Here is a 20,893-nt window from a genome sequence, read left to right as displayed (position 1 = left end):
CGGGTGCACCAACGCCGTCCGAGCTAGCCTAAGCAAGGTGTTCTCCCTCTCCCCTCATGGCCTCATGGGGAGAGGGCCGGGGGGAGGGGTGATTTGGCTAGAAACCACAAGAAGCGGGGCCAACGGTTTTTCCCAGCCTAGCGGCTCCGGCAAGCGCCCGCCCTCACCCCCCCACCCCTACCCAGGAACCGTTTCTTTAGAACGTTGACCCCACTCCGTCATTCCCGCGCAGGCGGGAATCCAGCGTCTTTGAAGTCACTGGGTCCCCGCCTTCGCGGGGACGACGTGTCGGTTCTTGGAAGCAAGTCGGCATGGCCCGCGTACATCGGTTTCTCCCGCAAGCGGGAGGGGAGCCTGCTGCAGGCGTTATCGCGAGATGCAAACGGTCCGGGCCGCCTCAATGCCCCCGCACCCGCATCAGCATCTTCACCATGGTCTTGTAGCCCCGCTCGCGCGCATGGCGCGTGGGACTCACGCCTTCGCGGTCCGCCAGGTTGGCGTCCGCGCCCGCATCCAGCAGCAGCTGCACGGTTTCCTCGTAGCGGGCGCTGCCATCGCCCAGGATCACCGCCTCCAGCAGCGCGGTCCAGCCCAGGTCGTTGACGTGGTCGACGGCAATGCCGGCCTTCAGCAGCAGCTTCACCACTTCCACATGGCCTTGCTGGCTGGCGATGATCAGCGCGGTGCCGTCGTAGCGGTCGGTGCTGGCCAGGTCGGCGCCGTTGGCCAGGGCCAGGCGCACCACGTCGGCCTGGCCGGTGGCGGCGGCCAGCAGGAAGGGGCTGTTGGATTCGGCGTCTTTCAGGTTCACGTCGGCACCAGCGAGCAGCAGCCTGCGCGCGACCTCGGTGCGCCGGTTCTGCACGGCCGCCAGCAGCGCGCTGCGCCCGCGTTCATCGGCGGCGCGGGCCGAGGCGCCGGCGGCCAGCAGGCGCGCCACCAGTTCCTGGTCGCCGGCGCCGGCGGCGGTGATCAGGTTGCGGTCGAGCGTGCCGATGGCGTCGTGCCGTATTGGCGGCCGCGTGGCCGTGCCGTGCGGCGGGCGGGCGGCGGGCTGGCTGGCCGCGCCGCCGGCGGGCCGTGCCGCCAGCGTCTGGCCGCCCTGCGCCGCCAGCAGGCCGCCGCCCATCAGCAAGCCCACCAGGCCCAGCAACTCATTGAGTGCCTGTCTGCGGGTGCGGGCAGCGGGGCGCGTCATGGCGGCAGCTCCTTGGCTCAGACGGTTTCGTGGCGGCTGGCCGGCAAGGGCGCCGGCACGCCGTCAAGGGCGCCGTCGGTGGCGCTGGCGGCACGCCCGGCGCGCTCGGCGTCGGCGACATCGTCGGCCTGCAGCTGGCGCCACAGCCGTCCCAGGTAGGGATCGTCGACGCCGTTGGTGGCCAGGCCCAGCAGAGTTTGCTGCAGGTATTCGCGCGCCGGGCCGTACAGCCCGGCGGCGTGGCGCAGGCGTTCGACCACGCTGGTATCCGGCAGCCGTCCGGCGTAGGCCTCGTGCGACCGGTTCATGACGAAGGCGAGGGCGCGCTGCTCCGGCGCGCAGGCGCCGCCGATGCGGATGCGCAGCCAGCGCGGATGGTAGGCGCCGGTCAGCATCTCGCGGCGCCACAACACGCGGAACTCCTGCTCGACCACATGGCTGGGGATGCGGAACACCATGCCGTGGCAGCAGCCGCCGCGGTCCAGGCCAAGCACCAGCCCCGGGTTGTCCCAGGTGCCGCGGTTGATGCGTGAATAGAGGTAAAAGCCGCGGTGGTAGCCGTGCACCGTGGCGCGCAGGCGCTCGGTGTGGACCACCATCGGGTTCCAGATCAGGGAGCCGTAGCCGAATACCCAGACATCGCCGCCCAGTGCGGGGTCTTCCGGGCGGCGCGCCAGCGTATCGGAAAGGGACTGCTCCAGCGCCGCCTCGGGCAGCAGCGAGGACGCAACCGGGGTGCTGCACAGCGCGGTGCGCAGCCGGTCGGATTCGAGGTCCTGTCGCGTGATGCCCATGCTGCAAGCATAAATCAAAGCGGCGCCCCGGGCAGGCGGAGGAAATGACATAAGTGCCAGTTTTCCTCGGAATTGGCTGAGTGAGCGGGGCGGGTGTGGGTGGTTCGCAACGGTCGCGGCGCGGTGCCGCCCCTGCCACTCGCAGCGGACCAGCGCTGCCCAACTTTGTCCGCGATCAGGCGGCCGTGAATTGCTGGCCCGCGCGGCTGCCATGTCCTTACAATGGTGACCTCAATCCGATCAGGGGGAACCTGCGATGGCACGTACGCTTACGGTGGTGTTCGGCAGCGGCAAGGAATATGACTTCACGATCGGCACGGACGAGTTGGGCGCCGTCACCGAGGACGCCGCGTGGCGCTGGTTCGACCGGGAATACACCGAACTGGACTGCCAGGCGTCGAGCCCGGTCGGCAAGGTGCTGGTGATCGACAAGATCCTGAATGTCGCCAAGTTCTCGGGAGAAGCGCGCTTCACCGGCGATGCTGCCTGGGCGCAGGACTATGCGCGCCATGCGGCGCGGCTGCTGGACCGGGACAAGGTCCGCGTCGATGTCGGCAACGCCGCCATCGGGTTCTAGCGATTCGCACGGCGCTCCCGCCCACGTGCCCCGGAGGGGTATACGCGGGAGCGCCGTGCTGGCTTTAGACAGCCAGCAGTTCCACTTCAAACAGCAGCGTTGCGTTCGGCGGAATCACGCCGCCGGCGCCGCGGGCACCGTAGCCGAGGTCGGCCGGGATCACCAGGCGGCGCACACCGCCCACTTTCATGCCCTGCACACCCTCGTCCCAGCCGCGGATCACATGGCCGGCACCCAGCGGGAACACGAACGGGTCGTTGCGGTCCTTGCTCGAATCGAACTTGCGGCCGGCCTGGCCGTTCTCGTACAGCCAGCCGGTGTAGTGCACGGTGACGTGCTTGCCGGCGGTGGCTTCGGCGCCGGCGCCGACGGTGGTGTCTTCGTACTGCAGGCCAGAGGGCGTGGTTTGCATGGCGTATTTCCTTCCGATGGGAACAGACGTGAAAGAGAGTTGAGCGCAGCGCCGCTGCGTTCAGGCTTGGGCGCGCTGGAGCACATCCAGCGTCAGTTGCACGTTGTGGTCGTCGTCGGCCACCCAGATATCGCCGTCCTGGATCGTCACCGACAGGCGCATGGCGCGCTGCGCCAGCGCGGCCAGGGCTTCGACGGCTTCCGCCGGGACATTGTAGACGGTGAGGTTGCGCAGCTTGCCGGCCTTGCCCGCCATGCCCTTCCACCATTCGCGCGCGCTGGCGGCGTTGTAGGTGTAGATGGTCACGCGCTCGGCGCGGGCCGATGCGCGCTTCAGGCGCGCTTCGTCGGGCTGGCCCAGCTCCACCCAGTGGGCGATGTCGCCGGTCAGGCGCTTGTCCCACAGGTCGGGCTCGTCGGGATCGTCCAGGCCGCGGGTGAAGGCCAGGGTTTCGGTGGCTTCGCAGGCAAAGGCCAGCAGGCGCACCATCATGCGCGCGTCATTCTCGGACGGGTGCTGGGCGATGGTCAGGCTGTGGCTGCCGTAGTACGGCCGGTCCATGTCCGAGACGGACAGGTCGGCTTTGAAGATGGTGGATTTGAGCGCCATGAGGTGAAGTGAGCGGCAGGCGCCCCGGCTGGAGTGCGGGAGACGCAAAAGGCCGCATCATACGCGAATCGCAAGAAGGCGAATCACAAGACACGCCGTGCGCGCGTCTTGCCGGTGCCGCGGCTCAGCGCTTGCGGTATTCCTTCAGGTAGAAGCGCAGCAGCGCCGAGACCAGCACCGTGCCGAGGAAGGCGGCCGCCAGCACCAGCGCCTGTCCGGGCGGGGTATTGATCTGGCCGGCGACGCCGAGGCGGAACAGCCAGGTGCCGATCATCATCGCCAGGAAGGGCATCAGCAGCGCGCGGCGGCCATAAGTCTGCACCGCCCACAGCGGGAAGCGGCGCACAAAGTCGCCCGGAATGCTGCAGGCGAGGCACGCGCCGGCAGCCGCCAGCGCGGCGGCCACGATGTCGCCGGAATGGATGTCGAACATGGTCTCTGTCTCGCGCCCCCCGCCAGGCACACGCGGCAGGCGTGGCAGGAATTTGGCAAAGCGCTGATTCTACAAGAGAAATTTGCGCTGCAGGTGACGCTTAGGACTAGCGCGGGGCGTTGCCCGCGGGCGATGCCTCGACCGCCACTTGCAGCGTCACGGTGTCGCCGACTTCGGGCAGGAAGCGGGTCATGCCAAAGGCACTGCGCGGCACTTCAGCATGGAAATCGCCGCCGCAGACCTGGCGGCTCACGCCGAAAAAAGTCACCTCGCCGCAGCGGAAGCGCTCGGCCAGCAGGCGCAGCGGCTGCGTGACACCGTGCAGCGTCAGTTCGCCCTCCACCGCGACCAGCCGGCCGCCTTCGGACAGGAACCGGTTCGCGCGCAACCGGGCCACCGGATGCTGGGCAGTATCGAGGAATTGTGCGGAGCGCAGCACGCCGTCCAGCGTGCGATTGCCGGTATCGACCGAGGCGAGGTCCACGGTCACGTCGAGCGCGCCGGCGCCGCTGTCCGCGTCATAGATGAGGCGCCCGTCGATCTTGCCGAAACGCCCGCGCACCGAACTGCGGTCGACATGGCTGGCGGAGAAATAAACGGTGGTGTGGACCGGGTCCAGGGCGTATTCGACCGGTGCCGCGTGAGCGCCGGCAATGCCTGAGACCGCAAGAAGGGCCAGCGTGCGCAGGACCATGGGATCAGTGGACGAATACCGGCAGCAGGAAGATCCCCACCACCGTCAGGTAGCTGACGGTCCAGCACAGCGTGCGCAGCGTGGCGCGGTCCGTCACGTAGCACAGGGTGTAGAGCAGGCGCGCCGCGATGAAGGCCATCGCCAGTTCGTCGATGCGGGCCTGCGGCGCGTGCAGGTGGCTGGCGGTGAGCACCGCGGCGGCAAAGAAGGGGAAGGCCTCGAAGTGGTTGCGGTGCGCCATGTCGGCGCGGCGCGCGCGGCCGGACTGCCGCTCCAGCCAGCCGCGCGGGTCGTGGTTGTCATAGCCCGGCCCGCTGGCCTTGGCGATGGCCACCGTCGCCAGCGGCATGACGCCGGCCAGCAGCACGCACCAGAAAGCGATCGGCATGTTCCATCCTTTCGGTTGCAATGCCGGCGCGGCCATCACTGGCTGCGCCGGCCGGCCCGCGCGGTCAGGCGGCGACCACGCGGATCTCGATGCCCGCCAGGCCCACCACCTGCCCGGCGCGGATCTTCGCAGTCTTGCGCGATTCGGGCGCGCCGTCCACCGACACTTCGCCGGCGGCGACCAGCGCCTTGCCGGCGCCGCCGCTGTCGCATACGCCCGCCAGCTTGAGCAGGTCGTTGAGCGCGATGAACTCGCCCGCAAGCGGGAAGGTGATGGTCTGCACGGCTGCCTTGCCAGGTTTGGCCATCACTTGCCCCAGCTGTCTTTCAGGCCGACGATGCGGTTGAAGACCGGCTTGCCCGGCTGCGAATCGTTGCGGTCGGCGACGAAGTAGCCGTGGCGCTCGAACTGGAAGCGGTCTTCCGGCCGGGCTTCGCGCAGGCCCGGCTCCAGCCAGGCGGTGATGACCTTCTTGGAGTCCGGGTTGAGCGCATCCAGGAAGTTCTTGCCGCCGGCATCCGGGTTCGGGTCGTTGAACAGGCGGTCGTAGAGGCGCACCTCGGCCTCATACCCGTGCGCCGCGCTGACCCAGTGGATCACGCCCTTGACCTTGACGCTGTCGGCGCCCGGCGTGCCGCTCTTGGTGTCGGGCAGGTAGCTGGCGTGCACGGCAATCACGTTGCCGTCCGCGTCCTTGTCCACGCCCGTGCACTCGATCACGTAGCCGTACTTCAGCCGCACCTTGTTGCCCGGGAACAGGCGGAAGTAGCCCTTGGGCGGGTTCTCGTTGAAGTCCTCGCGCTCGATCCACAGCTCGCGCGACAGCGGGAACACGCGCTTGCCGAGTTCGGGTTTCTTCGGGTGGACCGGTGCCGAGCATTCCTCGCTCTGGCCCTCGGGGTAGTTGTCGATGATCAGCTTGAGCGGATCCAGCACGGCGACGCCGCGCGCGGCACGGCCGTCCAGGTCGTCGCGCACCGAGCCTTCGAGCGTGCTCATGTCGATCCAGCTGTCGGCCTTGGCCACACCCACGCGGTCGCAGAACAGCTGGATCGATTCCGGGGTGTAGCCGCGGCGGCGCACGCCGACCAGCGTGGGCATGCGCGGATCGTCCCAGCCGTCGACGCGCTGCTCGTCGACCAGCTGCTTGAGCCTGCGCTTGCTGGTGATGGCGTAGGTCAGGTTCAGGCGCGCGAACTCGTACTGGTGCGGCAGCGGGTCGCGGAACACGCCGCTGTCGCGCAGGTGCTCCAGCACCCAGTCGTACAGCGGGCGGTTGTTCTCGAACTCCAGCGTGCACAGCGAGTGCGTGATGTTCTCCAGTGCGTCCGAGATGCAGTGCGTGAAGTCGTACATCGGGTAGATGCACCACTTGTCGCCGGTGCGGTGGTGATGCGCGTGGCGGATGCGGTAGAGCACCGGGTCGCGCATCACGATGTTCGGCGCGGTCATGTCGATCTTCGCGCGCAGCACGTGCTCGCCGTCGGCGTACTTGCCGGCGCGCATGTCGCGGAACAGCTGCAGGTTCTCTTCGACGCTGCGCTCGCGGTACGGAGAGGGCTTGCCCGGCTCGGAGAAGTTGCCGCGGCTGGCGGCGATCTGCTCGGCGGTCTGGCTGTCGATATAGGCGGCGCCGCGCTCGATCAGGGTCTCGGCAAAGGCGTAGAGCTGGTCGAAGTAGTCGCTGGCGTAGTAGAGGTGCGGCTGCTTCGCGCCGTCCTTGCCCTCACTGTCCCAGGAAAAGCCCAGCCAGTGCACGGCGTCGATGATGGAATCGACGTATTCGGTGTCTTCCTTGACCGGGTTGGTGTCATCGAAGCGCAGGTGGCAACGGCCGCCGTAGTCGCGCGCCAGCCCGAAGTTCAGGCAGATGCTCTTGGCGTGGCCGATATGCAGGTAGCCGTTGGGCTCCGGCGGGAAGCGGGTGATGACGGTCGGCAGCGGCTCGCCGGCCTGGTCCTGGCGGCCGGCATAGGTGGCGGCGGCGAGGTCCTGGTCGATGATGCTCCGCAGGAAATTGGAGGCGGCGGGTGTGCTGTCGGTAGGCTTGTTGTCGTGGCTCATGGTGGCGCCGGTTGGCCGGCCTGATGCGTCTGGGTGCGTCTGGGTGCGCGTCGGGCCGGGTCGTCAGATTGCGTGGCGGAATGCCAATAAGGGGATTTTACCGTGCCGGAGCCGCCGCACGCCGCGAGCTGGCGCCGATTTCCGGCCATGTCCCGGATTTGCGCGGCGCCGATGCATGCCGGTGCGACGAAAGTGACGTGCCGGAGTAGCATGGAAGCCCGTGCCGGCTCGCTGTGGCCGGCCTTGGTCCACCGCTGCAGGAATGCCCATGAACGCCCAATCCGATGCGGCGCCAGTGCCGCTTGAGCCCTCTGAAGTTGTTGCCGCGCTGTGGCGCGACGCCGGCCTGCCCGCCGAAGCGCTGGCGCACCTGAAGGTGGACGGCGCCGAGCCGGTGCTGCCGTCGAGCTTTGCCGTCGGCACCGCCGCCCAGGCCAGCCTTGGCGCCTCGGCACTGGCCGCCGCCGCGCTGTGGCACAGCCGCACCGGCCGCTGGCAGGACGTCAGCGTCGACATGCGCCATGCCATCACCGAATTCCGCAGCGAACGCTACCTGCGCGTCGACGGCGGGCCCGCGCCCGAGCTGTGGGACAAGCTGGCCGGCGTCTACCGCTGCGGCGACGGCCGCTGGGTGCGCCTGCATACCAATTTCCCGCACCACCGCGACGGCGTGGTGCGCCTGCTCGGCTGTGCCAACGACAAGGCGGCGGTGCAGGCCGCGCTGGAAAAGCGCGACGCCGAATCCTTCGAGACCGCGGCCTCCGACGCGGGCCTGGTGGTCGCCGCCATGCGCAGCTTCGAGGAATGGGACCGCCATCCGCAGGCCGCCGCCTTGCGCGGCCTGCCGCCGGTGACGCTGGAGCGCATCGGCGATGCCCCGCCGCAAGCGCTGCCGGCGCCCGCATCCCCGGACGCGCAGCCGCTGTCAGGCGTGCGCGTGCTCGATTTCACCCGCATCATCGCCGGCCCGGTGGCGGGCCGCACACTGGCCGCGCACGGCGCCGACGTGCTGCTGGTCACCGCCTCGCACCTGCCGTCGATCGCGCCGCTGGTGATCGACACCGGCCGCGGCAAGCGCAGCTGCCAGCTGGACCTGCGCGATCCCGACGACAAGCGCACGCTGCACAAGCTGCTGCACGGCGCCGATGTGATGGTGCAGGGCTACCGCCCCGGCGGCCTGGCGGAACTGGGCATGGGGCCGGAGGCCGCGGCGCGCGCGCGGCCGGGCATTGTCTATGTGTCGCTGAGCGCCTACGGCCACGTGGGGCCGTGGTCGCACAAGCGCGGCTTCGATTCGCTGGTGCAGACCGCGACCGGCTTCAATGACGCCGAAGCGCAGGCGGCCGGCAGCGACACGCCGCGCCCGTTGCCGGCGCAGGTGCTGGACCACGCGGCGGGCTACCTGCTGGCCTTCGGCGCGATGGCCGCGCTGCACCGGCGCGCGGTGGAGGGTGGCAGCTGGCATGTGCGCGTGTCGCTGGCGCAGGTGGGGCAGTGGCTGCGCAGCCTGGGGCGCGTGCCGGAAGGGCTCAAGGCGCCCGAACAGAAGATCGACGACGTGGCCGATCTGCTCGAGGTCATGCCGTCGGGCTTTGGCATGCTGACGGTGGTGCGCCACGCGGCGCACCTGTCGGAGACGCCGGCGCGCTGGACCCTGCCGTCCGAACCGCTTGGCACGCATGCGCCGGAGTGGCTGCCGCGGGCTTAGGCGTATCGGGCGCCGCCGGCCCCGCCACGCGCAAGGTGGTGTTAGTAGAGCGTGGTGCGCTGCCGCTCCGGCAGGTCACGGTCGTAGGCGGCGCCGTCGATGGCGTTTTCGGTCAGCGTGGCCAGGATCTCGCCGTTGCTGGGCAGCGACTGGCGCGCGATCTGCGCCTCCGCTGCCCACAGGCGCGAGCGGATCAGCGCGCGGGCGCACTGGAAGAACACCGATTGCACCGTGACCACCAGCACCGTGGTCGGGGCCTTGCCGTCGACCACGCAGCGTGCGATCAGCCCGGGGTCGACGCTGATCCGCGCGGTGCCGTTGACGCGGATGGTCTCGTTGACGCCGGGGATCACGAACAGCAGCCCCCCGCGAAGGCGGGGACCCGGTGACTTTATCCCCGAAGGGGACGTGAAGACGCTGGATTCCCGCCTGCGCGGGAATGACGGAGTGGGGTCAACGTTCTAAAGAAACGGCTCCTGGGTAGGGGTGGGGGAGAGGGCTGGTGCTTGCCGAAGCCAACTTGCTGGAAAAAACCGTTGGCCTTGCTTTTTGTGGTTCCTAGCTAGACCACCCCTCACCCCGGCCCTCTCCCCATGAGGTCCATGAGGGGAGAGGGAGAACACCATGCTTGGGCGAGCTCGATCGGCGTTGGGGCACCCAACACCGGGCGCCTGTTTTTTGCCTCAGAACCCCACCGCCTGCCCGTCACGCCGGCTGTCGCTGGCTGCCACGTAGCCGTGCTCGGCATCGTCCGACAGGCGCCAGATGAACTGGCCCGAGCCGAAGTCCATGTACGGGTCGTCCACCGACTTGAGCTGGTGGCCGCGCGCCTTCAGGCCTTCGACCGTGGCCGGGTCCATGGTGCTTTCCACGTCCAGCGTGAAGTCGCGGTTGACCTTCCAGCGCGGCGCGCAGCAGGCGGCCTGCGGCTGCTGCTGGTAGTCCAGCATGCGCACCACGGTCTGCAGGTGGCCCTGCGGCTGCATGTCGCCGCCCATCACGCCGAAGCTCATCACCGGCTGGCCGTCCCTGGTCAGGAAGGCCGGGATGATGGTGTGGAACGGACGCTTGCCGCCCGCGACCACGTTGGCCGACTTCGGGTCCATCGAGAAGCCCACGCCGCGGTTCTGCAGGCTGATGCCGGTGCCCGGCACCACCACGCCCGAGCCAAAGCCCATGTAGTTGGACTGGATGAACGAGATCATCATGCCGTTCTCGTCGGCGGCGGTCAGGTAGATGGTGCCGCCCACCTTGGGCATGCCGAAGTTGAAATGCGTGGCGCGCTGCATGTCGATCAGTTTTGCGCGCGACTTCAGGTAGGCGTCATCGAGCATGTCTTCCGGCGTGACTTCCATGCTGCGCGGGTCGGCCACGTAGCGGTAGAGGTCGGCAAAGGCCAGCTTCATCGCCTCGATCTGCAGGTGCTGCGAATCGACCGAATCCACGGGGATCGACGCCATGTCGAACTGGTCCAGGATGCCCAGCGCGATCAGCGCGGCGATGCCCTGGCCGTTGGGCGGGATCTCGTGCAACTCATAGCCGCGGTAGGACTTGCTGATCGGCTTGACCCAGTCGGGGCGGTAGTTGCGCAGGTCGTCGAGCGTCATGGCGCCGCCGCACTGCTGGCTGAAGGCGGCGATCTGCTCGGCGATCTCGCCTTCGTAGTAAGCGCGGCCACGGGTTGCGCCGATCTTGCGCAGCGTTTCGGCGGCAGCCTTCATGGTGAACTTCTCGCCCACGGCCGGGGCGCGGCCGCCGGGCATGAAGGTCTCGGCGAAGCCGGGCTGGTCCTTCAGTTCGGGCACCGCGGCGGCCCACTTGTGCGCCACCACCGGCGGCACGGCGTAGCCGCGCTCGGCGATCTCGATCGCCGGCTCCATCAGGTCGGCGAACGGCAGCTTGCCGAAGCGCTCATGCAGTGCGGCCCAGCCGGCGACCACGCCGGGCACGGTGACCGAATCCCAGCCGCGGATCGGGCGCCTGGCCAGGCCGTTGGCGTCGGTGCCGTACTTGTTCTTGAAGTACTCCGGGCTCCATGCCGCCGGGGCCACGCCCGACGAGTTCAGGCCGTGCAGTGTCTTGCCGTCCCAGAGGATGGCAAAGGCATCGCTGCCCAGGCCGCACGATACCGGCTCGACGATGGTGATCGCGGCGGCCGCGGCGATGGCCGCATCGACGGCATTGCCGCCCTTGAGCAGCATGCGCAGGCCGGCCTGCGCCGCCAGCGGGTGCGAGGTGGAGACCACGTTGCGCGCAAACAGCGGGATGCGCACGGAGGGGTAGGGGTTGGTCCAGTTGAAATTCTGCATGCTTGTCTGTGTCCGTTGCTCGGGCGCCTCGGTGGCGCTTATTCTGCCGTGATCTTGCGATCCTTGATCAGCTTGCCCCAGCGCGCGCTGTCCTTCTTCACCATCGCGGCGAACTGCGCCGGCGTGCCGCCGACCGGCTCCGCACCCAGCTTGCCCAGGCGTTCCCGGACGTCGGGCGACTGGATGGCCTTGTTGAACTCGGCATTCAGGCGGTTGACGATGTCGGCCGGCAGGCCCTTGGGACCGTAGATGCCGAACCAGGTATCGGACTCGAAGCCGGGCAGGCCCGACTCGCTCGCCGTGGGGATTTCCGGCGCCAGCGGCGAGCGCTTTGCGCTGGTCACCGCCAGTGCCTTGAGCTTGCCGTCCTTCACGTGCGGCAGGCCCGAGACGATGCTGTCGAACAGCACCTGCACCTTGCCCGAGATCAGGTCCGGCACGGCCAGCGCGGTGCCGCGGTAGGGGATATGGGTGATGAACACGCCCGCCTGCGCCTTGAAGGCCTCGGCGGTCAGGTGCACCACGGTGCCGTTGCCGCTCGAGGCGTAGTTCAGCTCACCGGGATGCTTCTTGGCGTAATCGATCAGCTCGCGCACATTCCTGGCCGGCAGGCTGTTCGGCACCACCAGCAGGTTGGTGGCGATCGCCACCTGGCCGACCGGGGTGAAGTCGGTCTCGGTGTTGTACGGCAGGCGGGGGTTGATATACGGCCCGATCGAATGCGTGCTGGTGGTGGCGATCAGCAGCGTGTAGCCGTCGGGCGCGGCCTTGGCGGCCATGTCCGAGCCGATCGCGCCGCCGGCGCCGGGGCGGTTGTCGACCACGATCTGCTGGCCCATGCTGGCGCCCACCTTCTGCGCGATGGCGCGCGCCAGCAGGTCGGTCGCGCCGCTGGCCGGGAAGGGCACGATCAGGCGGATCGGCTTGCTGGGATAGGTGTCGGCCAGTGCGGGCGTGGTGGCCAGGCACAGGCCGCAGCCAAGGCCGATGCCGAAGCGGCGCAGCCAGGATTTCATATGTGTCTCCGGTGTCAGGCGCATGGCCCCGATTGATGATCGGCCTTCATTATTCCGTGCTGCCGGTCACAAAGAAAGCTAATATTTCTTTCCAATGTCACAAGAAAATCTTAAGAATCACGCCTTGGCGGCATATGCCTGATTCTTCATTTGCATGCACCGATGAGCACTGTCCGCTTCCTCCGCACCTTTGTCGCCGTGGCCGAGCACGGCTCCTTTGCCGCCGCCGCCGGACAGGTGGCGCTGACCCAGGCCGCCGTCAGCCTGCAGATGCGCGCGCTGGAGACCGAGTTGCGCCGCGAGCTGTTCGACCGCAATGGCCGCGTGGCCGTGCTCAATGCCGACGGGCGCGCGCTGCTGCCGCAGGCGCGGCGCATGCTGTCGCTGTATGACGAGATGCGCTTGCCGCTGGCCTCGGACGAGGCCATGGCAGGTGCGGTGGCGGTGGGCGCGGTGGTTTCCGTGATGGGCGGGCTGTCACACGCGGTGGCGCATATGAAGCGCACGTATCCGGCGCTGGAGGTGCGCCTGGTCGGCGCCAAGTCGATCGAGCTCGCGGCGCAGGTCGAGGCCGGCGAGCTGGATGCCGCCATCCTCGTGGAGGGCGCCGCGCGCGTGCCCGGCACGCTGCGCTGGACGCCGCTGTACCAGGAGCCGCTGGTGGCGATCGCGGCGCGCGGCAGCCCGGGACGCGACGCGCGCGAGGCGCTCGCCGCCAATCCCTACCTGCGTTTCGACCGCAGCCAGCGCACCGGCGTGCTGGTCGAGCGCGCACTGCGCCGCGCGCACCTGAAGGTCAACGAGTTCCTGGAGCTGAATGCGATCGAGGCCCTGGTGGAACTGGTGCGGCAGGAGGTCGGCGTGACCGTGGTGCCGCTGCTGCGCCGCGCGCGCTGGCGCGACGACGAGGCCCTGCGCATCCTGCCGCTGCTGGTCAACGGCGAGCCCGTGATGCGCCACATCGGCATGCTGGAGCGGCGCGACCACGGGCGCGGGCAGGTCACCGGGGCGGTGCGGGCGGCCTGTGCCGAATTGTTCGGCGCCTACCTGTCCCCTGCCTGACTGCCATAACCAAGGCCTATCGGCAGGATAGTCAGAAACGCATTCTCCTGAAGATCACTATTGCATATATTCTGGTTGCGGACGGCCGCTGCTGCGGCCCGACTCGCCATGGGCGCCACGACCTCCCGCGTTGGCGCACGCCCTCGCGCGCCCGCTGATCGCCCGACCTTTGACGCCATTGCTGCAGGTGTTTTCAGTACGTCCCCACATGGAGAAACGTATGTCAAACGAAGCAAAGTGTCCCTTCAGCCATGCCGCCGGCGGCGGCACGACGAATCGTGACTGGTGGCCGAATCAGCTGCGCCTGGACCTGCTGAGCCAGCATTCCAGCAAGTCCGACCCGTTGGACGGCGACTTCAACTATGCCAAGGCCTTCAAGAGTCTCGACTTCGCAGCGGTGAAGAAGGACCTGGCTGCGCTGATGACCGACTCGCAGGACTGGTGGCCGGCGGACTTTGGCCACTACGGTCCACTGTTCATCCGCATGGCCTGGCACAGCGCGGGCACGTACCGCATTGGCGATGGCCGCGGGGGTGCGGGGCGCGGCCAGCAGCGTTTCGCACCGCTCAACAGCTGGCCGGACAACGCCAGCCTGGACAAGGCGCGCCGCTTGCTATGGCCGATCAAGCAGAAATACGGCCAGAAGATCTCCTGGGCCGACCTGATGATCCTGGCCGGCAACGTTGCGCTTGAAACCATGGGCTTCAAGACCTTCGGCTTCGGTGGCGGCCGGGAAGACACCTGGGAACCGGATGCAGATGTTTCCTGGGGCAAGGAAAAGACCTGGCTGGGCGGCGACCTTCGCTACGGCAAGGGTGCTGCCGGCAAGGATGACGATGCAGGCGTGATCGTGGCCGATGAGGCGCTGCATGGCACCGAGGCCAGCCGCACCGACCCCGGACGAAACCTGGAGAACCCGCTGGCCGCCGTGCAGATGGGCCTGATCTATGTGAACCCGGAAGGCCCCGATGGCAATCCTGACCCGCTCGCCGCGGCGCACGACATCCGCGAATCGTTCGGGCGAATGGCCATGGACGACGAGGAGACCGTCGCGCTGATTGCCGGCGGGCATGCCTTCGGCAAGACCCACGGTGCCGGTCCCGCGGACAACATCGGGGCCGAACCCGAGGGCGCGGATCTCGAACAACAGGGCCTGGGATGGGCCAGCACCTTTGGCACCGGCAAGGGCGCCGACACGATCACCAGCGGCCTGGAGGTGACCTGGAGCAGTACGCCGACGAAGTGGGGCAATAGCTATCTGGAGAGCCTGTTCGGCAACGAATGGGAGCTGACCAAGAGCCCCGCCGGTGCCAACCAGTGGGTCGCCAGGGATGCGGGCGAAACCATCCCGCACGCTTACGATCCCGCGAAGAAGCTGCGGCCGACGATGCTGACCACGGACCTGTCGCTGCGTTTCGACCCGGCCTACGAGAAGATCTCGCGGCGCTTTCTGGAGCATCCTGAGCAGCTCGCCGATGCCTTTGCGCGCGCGTGGTTCAAGCTGATCCACCGCGACATGGGCCCGCGCGCCCGCTACCTCGGCCCGGAAGTGCCGGCCGAAGAGCTGCTCTGGCAGGATCCCATCCCGGCGGTCGATCATCCGCTGGTCAATGAGCAGGATGTCGCCGCGCTCAAGCAGAAGATCCTGGCGTCCGGGCTGCCGGTTTCGCAACTGGTGCAGACCGCCTGGGCCTCGGCATCCACCTTCCGCGGCTCGGACAAGCGCGGCGGCGCCAATGGCGCGCGTATCCGCCTGACGCCGCAGAAAGACTGGGCAGCCAACCAGCCAGAGCAGCTGGCGAAGGTGCTGAAGGCCCTCGAAGGCATCCAGGCCGAGTTCAACGGCGCACAGTCCGGCGGCAAGAAGATTTCGCTTGCCGACCTGATCGTGCTGGCCGGCGGCGCGGGGATCGAGCAGGCAGCGCAAAAGGCTGGCCACAAGATCACCGTGCCGTTTACGCCGGGCCGCATGGACGCCTCACAGGAAAAGACAGACGTGCAATCCGTCGGGGCGCTCGAGCCGATTGCCGATGGCTTCCGCAACTTCCTGAAGGGGAAGTACAGCATCGCGGCGGAAGACCTGCTGATCGACAAGGCGCAATTGCTGACCCTGAGCGCCCCCGAGATGACGGTGCTCATTGGCGGACTGCGCGTGCTGAACGTCCACACCGGGCAGGATGCGCACGGCGTATTCACCGACCGGCCGGAAACCCTGAGCAACGACTTCTTCCGCAACCTGCTCGATATGCGCACGGAATGGAAGCCGCTGTCGGAGGCCCGGGACGTTTTCGAAGGGCGTGACCGCAAGACCGGTGAGCGGAAGTGGACCGGCACCCGCGTCGACCTGGTGTTCGGGGCGAATTCCCAGCTCCGGGCCCTTTGCGAGGTCTACGCAAGCGAGGACGGGCAGGAGAAGTTCGTCCGCGACTTTGTCGCCGCGTGGGTCAAGGTGATGAACCTCGACCGGTTCGACGTCGCCTGAACACCTGATCGCGTAAGCTATCAGGCGCTTGCATGGCCCCGTCAGGATCTTCTTCCGTGACGGGGCATTTTTCATCCGGACGTGAGCGGGCGGGGCTGCAGCGTTGCCGGCGCAATGAAAAGCGGCCGGCAAGCGCCGGCCGCATGGACCTGTCAGGGCATTCAGATCTGGCCTACATGATCCTGTGCGCAAAATGCCCGTGCCGCGCCTCGGCCATCAGGTCGAGGAACTGCCCGGTGCTCATGTGCACCAGTTCCTGGTGGTCGCCCGCCTCGAAGTAGACGTCCGGATGCGTCAGCAGACTCTCGTCTAGCCAGGTCTGCGTGCCGTACGCCATGCCGACCGGCGGGATCGCGCCCTGGTCGCAGTCGCGGAACACTTCGCGCACGCCATCCTCGTGTGCCAGCGTCAGCTTGCGGCCGGTCTGCTCGCGGATCTCCGACAGCTTCAGGTGGTGCGTCGAAGGAATCACGGCCACGACATAGCCGCCGCCGTCTTCAAGCAGGATGCTCTTGGCCAACCGGTCTCCGGGAATGTTCGCAGCCTGCGCAGTGGCCATGCTGCTGAGGCTGTAGGGGTGCCGAACGGTGTCGAACTGGCTTTGCCTCTTGCTCAGGCACTTCGCCAGCGTGGTAGCCATGGTCATGATCTCAACCTCCATCGCGTCGTGGGCGACAGTTGTCCGAGTGCTACCAATATAGTTCGTCACGCGGCGGGCAGCGGCCGGGAGGAGCAGGAACCTGGCGGCAAGCACAAAAAAAGGGCACCTTGCGGTGTAATGCCGTTCAGTTAGCGACTGTCGTTCCCGCGCAGGCGGGAACCCAGTGACTTCATCCCCGAAGGGGACGTGAAAGACGCTGGATTCCCGCCTGCGCGGGAATGACGGTAGGGCTTGAGACCTTAACTGAACGGCATTACACCTTGCGGTGCCCTGAGTGCGTTGTGCCGCCGGCGCCAGGGCCGGCGAGATTTGCTGCTTATTCTTCCTGGAACGCTTCCTCGCGCTTGGACTTGATCGACGGCATCGCTACGACCAGCACCAGCACCGCGGCCGCAATCAGCAGTCCCAGCGATAGCGGGCGCGTCACAAACACGCTGAAGTCACCACGCGACAGCAGCAGCGAACGGCGGAAGTTCTCTTCCATCATCGGCCCCAGCACGAAGCCCAGCAGCAGCGGCGCGGGCTCGCACTTGAGCTTGATGAACAGGTAGCCGATCACGCCGAAGGCCGCGGTCTGGAACACGTCGAAGGTGGTGTTCTGGACCGAGTACACGCCGATGCAGCAGAACGTCAGGATGGCGGGGTACAGGTAACGGTAAGGCACTTTCAGCAGCTTCACCCAGATGCCGATCAGCGGCAGGTTCAGCACGATCAGCATGAAGTTGCCGATCCACATCGAGGCGATCAGGCCCCAGAACAGCGCCGGATTGCTGGTCATCACCTGCGGGCCGGGCTGGATGTTGTGGATGGTCATCGCACCCACCATCAGCGCCATCACCGCGTTGGGCGGAATGCCCAGCGTCAGCAGCGGGATGAAGGAGGTCTGCGCCGCGGCGTTGTTGGCCGATTCCGGACCCGCCACGCCTTCGATCGCACCCTTGCCGAACTCATGCGAGTACTTCGAGGTCTTCTTTTCCAGCGAGTAGGCCGCGAACGAAGCCAGCGCCGCACCACCGCCCGGCAGGATGCCCAGGGCCGAGCCCAGCACCGTGCCGCGCAGCACGGCGGGGACCATGCGCTGGAAGTCGGCCTTGGTCGGGAACAGGTTGGTGATGTGATCGGTGAAGGTCTCGCGGTGTTCCTTCTGTTCCAGGTTGGCGATGATCTCGGCAAAGCCGAACACACCCATTGCCACCGAAACGAAGTTCAGGCCGTCGGTCAGTTCCGGCACGTCGAACGAGAAGCGCGCGGCGCCCGAGTTCACGTCGGTACCCACCAGGCCCAGCAGCAGGCCCAGCACGATCATGGCGATGGCCTTGACCAGCGAACCCGAAGCCAGCACCACGGCGCCGATCAGGCCCAGCACCATCAGCGAGAAGTATTCGGCGGGGCCGAACTTGAACGCCAGTTCCGACAGCGGCGCGGCAAAGGCGGCCAGGATCAGGGTGGCCACGCAGCCAGCGAAGAACGAGCCCAGGCCGGCTGTGGCCAGCGCCACCCCCGCTCGTCCTCGCCTTGCCATCTGGTAGCCATCGATGGTTGTCACCACCGACGACGATTCACCGGGCAGGTTCACCAGGATGGCGGTGGTCGAGCCGCCGTACTGGGCGCCGTAGTAGATACCGGCCAGCATGATCAGCGCGGCCACCGGCGGCAGCGTGTAAGTCACCGGCAGCAGCATGGCGATGGTGGCCAGCGGCCCCAGGCCCGGCAGCACACCGATCAGGGTGCCCAGCACGCAGCCCAGGAAGGCGTACGCGAGGTTCTGGAAGGTCAGGGCGGTGGAAAAGCCCAGGCCCAGGTTGGCGAGTAGTTCCATATTGGCGGCCTCCTTAGCTTGCCAGGAAAGCCGGCCACACCGGCATCTGCAGGTTGATGCCGTACACGAACGCACCCAGGCTGATCACCACCAGGACGATGGCGTTCAGGATGGCACCCTTCCAGCTGAATTCGTGGCTGGCCATCGACGACACCAGCACCAGCACCAGCACCGACAGCACCATGCCCAGCGGCTTGAGCATCAGGCCGAACAGCACCACCGCGCCGAGGATCCACAACAGCGACTTGACGTCCCAGCGGGCCAGGTGGTCTTCTTCCGCCTTGGAAGACAGCGCCCCCCACAGCACCAGCGCGCCCAGCAGGGCGAGCACGACGCCAAGCCAGAACGGAAAGTATCCCGGTCCCATTTTTGCGGCGGTTCCCATGGAATAACCGCGCGCGACCCAGGAAAAGCCGAATCCGACCAGGATGAACATCAGGCCGGAGGCAAAGTCCTTTTGGCTACGTATGCGCAAAGTGAATCTCCTCGATAAGACTGCTTTGAAATCTGCGGCCGACCTCCTGCTTGCCTTTGTTGCGCTGCATCAATGCGGCATTCTTCGGAGGCCCGGCTGCGGGCAGGGTGCAAATTAAGGGGGCGACCTTTCAGCTACCTTTCAGATGTCTGCAAACAGGGTCATCCTGAGGGTATCCCCTAGTCAGGGAGCGCTTAAAAGCCCGGTGAGCGCCAGTCTGGAGGCGGGTTGGCGGACAGAGGCGCCGTCCCGGGGCGGCACCGCTGCGCTATCATCCGGAGCAATTCGGAGGTGGTCTTCAGCCGCGCAGCGGCACCTGCTGCTGAGCGGCTTGAAAGGTTCCGCAAGGGAACGCTCACGCCACGCAAGGAGCCGTTTGGAAACCATCGACCACGTCATCCTGCTCGGCGCCATCGTGATGTCGCTGGGCATTGTGCTGGGCGCGTTCTCGGCGCGCCTGGGCGTGCCGTTCCTGCTGGTCTTCCTGGCCGTGGGCATGCTCGCCGGCGTGGATGGCCCGGGCGGCATCCGTTTCGCCGATACCTGGCTCAGCTTCCTGGTCGGCAACCTGGCGCTGGCGGTGATCCTGCTCGACGGCGGCTTGCGCACGCGCCTTGCGACCTTCCGGGTGGCGCTCAAGCCCTCGCTGTCGCTGGCCACCGTCGGGGTGCTGGTGACAGCCGCGCTGGTGGGGATGTTCGCCGCGTGGCTGCTGGGCATTGACTGGCGGCTCGGGCTGCTGCTGGGGGCCATCGTCGGCTCGACCGACGCGGCCGCGGTCTTCTCGCTGCTGAACAGCAGCGGCATCCGGCTCAAGGACCGGGTCGCGAGCGTGCTGGAAATCGAATCCGGCATCAACGACCCGATGGCGATCTTCCTGACGCTGACGCTGATTGAATGGCTGACCGCCCCTGAGGGCCTGACGCCGCTGGGCCTGGCCATGCGGCTGCTGGTGCAGTTCGGCTTGGGCGGCGCGCTTGGCCTGGTCCTTGGCTATTGCCTGGCCAATGTGCTGGAGCGCATACGCGTGGCCGAGGGGCTGCAGGCGATCCTGCTTTGCTCGGGCGGCGCAATGGTCTTTGCCATCGTGCAGACCGCCGGCGGCAGCGGCTTCCTGGCGGTGTACCTGACCGGCATGCTGATCGGCAACCGCGAGCGCGCGGTCACCGCCGACACCATGCGCGCCATGGACGGCATGGCCTGGCTGGCACAGTCGGCCATGTTCCTGCTGCTGGGCCTGCTGGTGGCGCCGCACCGGATCTGGGAGGTGGCCGGCCCGGCGGCGGCCGTGGCGGCCTTCCTGATGCTGGTGGCGCGCCCCGTGGCGGTATGGCTGGCGTTGCTGCCGTTCCGCTTCAACGTGCGCGAGACCGCTTTTGTCGCCTGGATGGGCCTGCGCGGCGCGGTGCCGATCGTGCTGGCGCTGTTTCCGCTGCTGCGCGAGGTGCCGCAAGCGGGGCTGCTGTTCCGCATTGCCTTTGCCGTGGTGCTGGCGAGCCTGCTGTTCCAGGGCACCACGGTGTCGGTGGCCGCGCGGCTGGCGCGCGTGCTGCGCCCCGGCTACCCCGAGCCGCTTGCGCGTTCGCGCCTGCGCGGCACGCGCGCGCCGATCCTGGAGGTGATGCAGTTCGAGGTGAGTCCCAACGCGCCCGTCGAGAACGTGCGTGCCGACCAGCTGGAGCTGCCGCCGCGCTGCCGGCTGATGACGGTGGCGCGCGACGACGCGCTGGCGGTGCTGGACCAGACCGTGCTGCGCGCCGGCGACAGCGTCTCGGTGCTGGCCCCGGTGACGACCCTGCCGATGCTGTCGGCGCTGTTCCAGGCGCCGGGCCGCGCGCCCACCTGGGAGCAGGCCTCGCATGATTTCCTGCTGTCCGGCGATGCGCTGCTGCGCGATGTGGCGGCGCTGTACGGCACGCGCGCGCTGACGCCGGCAGAAGCGCCGTTGACACTGGAGGCTGCCATGCTGCGGGCCTTCACCTCGCCGCCGGTGGAGGGCGACAGCGTCGAGATTGCCGGCCTGCCGCTGACGGTGACACGCATGGAGGGCGCGCGGATCCTGCAGGTGGGACTGCTGCTGCCGCGGCTGGAGGGGGATTCGGGCGGGCGGCTGTGGCCGCGGCGGAGAAAGGACGGTGGCGCCAGGAGCGGGGAGGGCGCCGAGGCGGAATAGGGACAAGAAAGGCGGCCAT

Annotated in this window: 19 protein-coding genes and 1 pseudogene; 5 read left to right on the top strand and 15 right to left on the bottom strand. The window is 67.8% G+C overall.

Going from position 1 to position 20,893, the window contains the following annotated elements:
- Positions 1-397: 397 nt before the first annotated feature.
- Together ACREYQ_RS12020 and ACREYQ_RS12015 are read right to left on the bottom strand one after the other, a co-directional pair.
- Positions 398-1,198, bottom strand: a complete 801-nt coding sequence (locus ACREYQ_RS12020; protein WP_432257822.1) for an ankyrin repeat domain-containing protein — start codon at positions 1,196-1,198, stop codon at positions 398-400.
- Between the two features lie 17 nt (positions 1,199-1,215).
- Positions 1,216-2,043, bottom strand: a complete 828-nt coding sequence (locus ACREYQ_RS12015) for a gamma-glutamylcyclotransferase (protein ID WP_432257821.1) — start codon at positions 2,041-2,043, stop codon at positions 1,216-1,218.
- A gap of 205 nt (positions 2,044-2,248) precedes the next feature.
- Between ACREYQ_RS12015 and ACREYQ_RS12010 the strand changes: the two genes are divergently transcribed.
- Entirely contained in the window at positions 2,249-2,569 is a 321-nt protein-coding gene (locus ACREYQ_RS12010; protein ID WP_432257820.1) for a hypothetical protein, read from the top strand.
- Positions 2,570-2,633: 64 nt separating this feature from the next.
- Here ACREYQ_RS12010 and ACREYQ_RS12005 read toward each other — a convergent pair whose 3' ends face one another.
- From ACREYQ_RS12005 to ACREYQ_RS11975, 7 genes are all read right to left on the bottom strand, one after another.
- Complete coding sequence (locus ACREYQ_RS12005) at positions 2,634-2,981, bottom strand: FKBP-type peptidyl-prolyl cis-trans isomerase (RefSeq protein ID WP_010813699.1); 348 nt, start codon at positions 2,979-2,981, stop codon at positions 2,634-2,636.
- Positions 2,982-3,041: 60 nt separating this feature from the next.
- A complete protein-coding gene (locus ACREYQ_RS12000; RefSeq protein ID WP_432257819.1) occupies positions 3,042-3,590 on the bottom strand; it encodes a YaeQ family protein in 549 nt (182 codons plus the stop codon).
- A gap of 124 nt (positions 3,591-3,714) precedes the next feature.
- A complete protein-coding gene (locus ACREYQ_RS11995) occupies positions 3,715-4,023 on the bottom strand; it encodes a hypothetical protein (protein WP_432257818.1) in 309 nt (102 codons plus the stop codon).
- A gap of 106 nt (positions 4,024-4,129) precedes the next feature.
- Entirely contained in the window at positions 4,130-4,717 is a 588-nt protein-coding gene (locus ACREYQ_RS11990; RefSeq protein ID WP_432257817.1) for a YceI family protein, read from the bottom strand.
- Between the two features lie 4 nt (positions 4,718-4,721).
- Complete coding sequence (locus ACREYQ_RS11985; protein ID WP_432257816.1) at positions 4,722-5,105, bottom strand: MAPEG family protein; 384 nt, start codon at positions 5,103-5,105, stop codon at positions 4,722-4,724.
- A gap of 64 nt (positions 5,106-5,169) precedes the next feature.
- Positions 5,170-5,412: an RNA-binding S4 domain-containing protein gene (locus ACREYQ_RS11980; protein WP_078197376.1), complete on the bottom strand. Its 243-nt coding sequence runs from the start codon at positions 5,410-5,412 to the stop codon at positions 5,170-5,172.
- The gene (locus tag ACREYQ_RS11975) at positions 5,412-7,169 is read right to left on the bottom strand and encodes a glutamine--tRNA ligase/YqeY domain fusion protein (RefSeq protein ID WP_432257815.1); all 1,758 of its coding nucleotides are present in this window, start codon (positions 7,167-7,169) and stop codon (positions 5,412-5,414) included. Before ACREYQ_RS11975 ends, ACREYQ_RS11980 begins: the two co-directional genes overlap by 1 nt.
- A gap of 268 nt (positions 7,170-7,437) precedes the next feature.
- Between ACREYQ_RS11975 and ACREYQ_RS11970 the strand changes: the two genes are divergently transcribed.
- Entirely contained in the window at positions 7,438-8,877 is a 1,440-nt protein-coding gene (locus ACREYQ_RS11970) for a CoA transferase (RefSeq protein ID WP_432257814.1), read from the top strand.
- Positions 8,878-8,918: 41 nt separating this feature from the next.
- On the opposite strand, the pseudogene ACREYQ_RS11965 reads toward ACREYQ_RS11970, so the two are convergent.
- The 3 genes and pseudogenes from ACREYQ_RS11965 to ACREYQ_RS11955 form a co-directional block, all read right to left on the bottom strand.
- Positions 8,919-9,248: pseudogene (locus tag ACREYQ_RS11965) on the bottom strand (pyridoxamine 5'-phosphate oxidase family protein); the annotation flags it as partial.
- A 312-nt stretch (positions 9,249-9,560) separates the two neighbouring features.
- Positions 9,561-11,186 (bottom strand): gamma-glutamyltransferase, encoded by a 1,626-nt coding sequence (ggt, locus tag ACREYQ_RS11960; RefSeq protein ID WP_432257813.1) that lies wholly within the window; start codon positions 11,184-11,186, stop codon positions 9,561-9,563.
- A gap of 38 nt (positions 11,187-11,224) precedes the next feature.
- A complete protein-coding gene (locus ACREYQ_RS11955) occupies positions 11,225-12,202 on the bottom strand; it encodes a Bug family tripartite tricarboxylate transporter substrate binding protein (protein ID WP_432257812.1) in 978 nt (325 codons plus the stop codon).
- A gap of 162 nt (positions 12,203-12,364) precedes the next feature.
- Here ACREYQ_RS11955 and ACREYQ_RS11950 point away from each other — a divergent pair, with 162 nt between their 5' ends.
- Both ACREYQ_RS11950 and katG read left to right on the top strand, forming a co-directional pair.
- Positions 12,365-13,264, top strand: coding sequence for a LysR substrate-binding domain-containing protein (locus tag ACREYQ_RS11950; RefSeq protein WP_432257811.1), 900 nt, complete (start codon positions 12,365-12,367; stop codon positions 13,262-13,264).
- A 220-nt stretch (positions 13,265-13,484) separates the two neighbouring features.
- Complete coding sequence (gene katG / locus ACREYQ_RS11945) at positions 13,485-15,746, top strand: catalase/peroxidase HPI (protein WP_432257810.1); 2,262 nt, start codon at positions 13,485-13,487, stop codon at positions 15,744-15,746.
- Between the two features lie 172 nt (positions 15,747-15,918).
- Here katG and ACREYQ_RS11940 read toward each other — a convergent pair whose 3' ends face one another.
- The 3 genes from ACREYQ_RS11940 to ACREYQ_RS11930 all read right to left on the bottom strand — a co-directional run bounded on the left by ACREYQ_RS11940 (position 15,919) and on the right by ACREYQ_RS11930 (position 18,701).
- Positions 15,919-16,392: an aminoacyl-tRNA deacylase gene (locus ACREYQ_RS11940; RefSeq protein WP_432257809.1), complete on the bottom strand. Its 474-nt coding sequence runs from the start codon at positions 16,390-16,392 to the stop codon at positions 15,919-15,921.
- 331 nt (positions 16,393-16,723) lie between these two features.
- Positions 16,724-18,226, bottom strand: coding sequence for a tripartite tricarboxylate transporter permease (locus ACREYQ_RS11935; protein WP_432257808.1), 1,503 nt, complete (start codon positions 18,224-18,226; stop codon positions 16,724-16,726).
- Between the two features lie 13 nt (positions 18,227-18,239).
- Positions 18,240-18,701 (bottom strand): tripartite tricarboxylate transporter TctB family protein, encoded by a 462-nt coding sequence (locus ACREYQ_RS11930; RefSeq protein ID WP_432257807.1) that lies wholly within the window; start codon positions 18,699-18,701, stop codon positions 18,240-18,242.
- A 376-nt stretch (positions 18,702-19,077) separates the two neighbouring features.
- On the opposite strand from ACREYQ_RS11930, the gene ACREYQ_RS11925 reads away from it, so the two are divergent.
- Entirely contained in the window at positions 19,078-20,874 is a 1,797-nt protein-coding gene (locus ACREYQ_RS11925; RefSeq protein WP_432257806.1) for a potassium/proton antiporter, read from the top strand.
- Positions 20,875-20,893: the final 19 nt, after the last annotated feature.

The sequence above is a fragment of the Cupriavidus sp. TMH.W2 genome (assembly GCF_050847365.1).
Lineage (GTDB): Bacteria > Pseudomonadota > Gammaproteobacteria > Burkholderiales > Burkholderiaceae > Cupriavidus.
The sequence above is the reverse complement of the archived record's forward strand: the minus strand, read 5'-3'. Positions and strand labels throughout refer to the sequence as shown.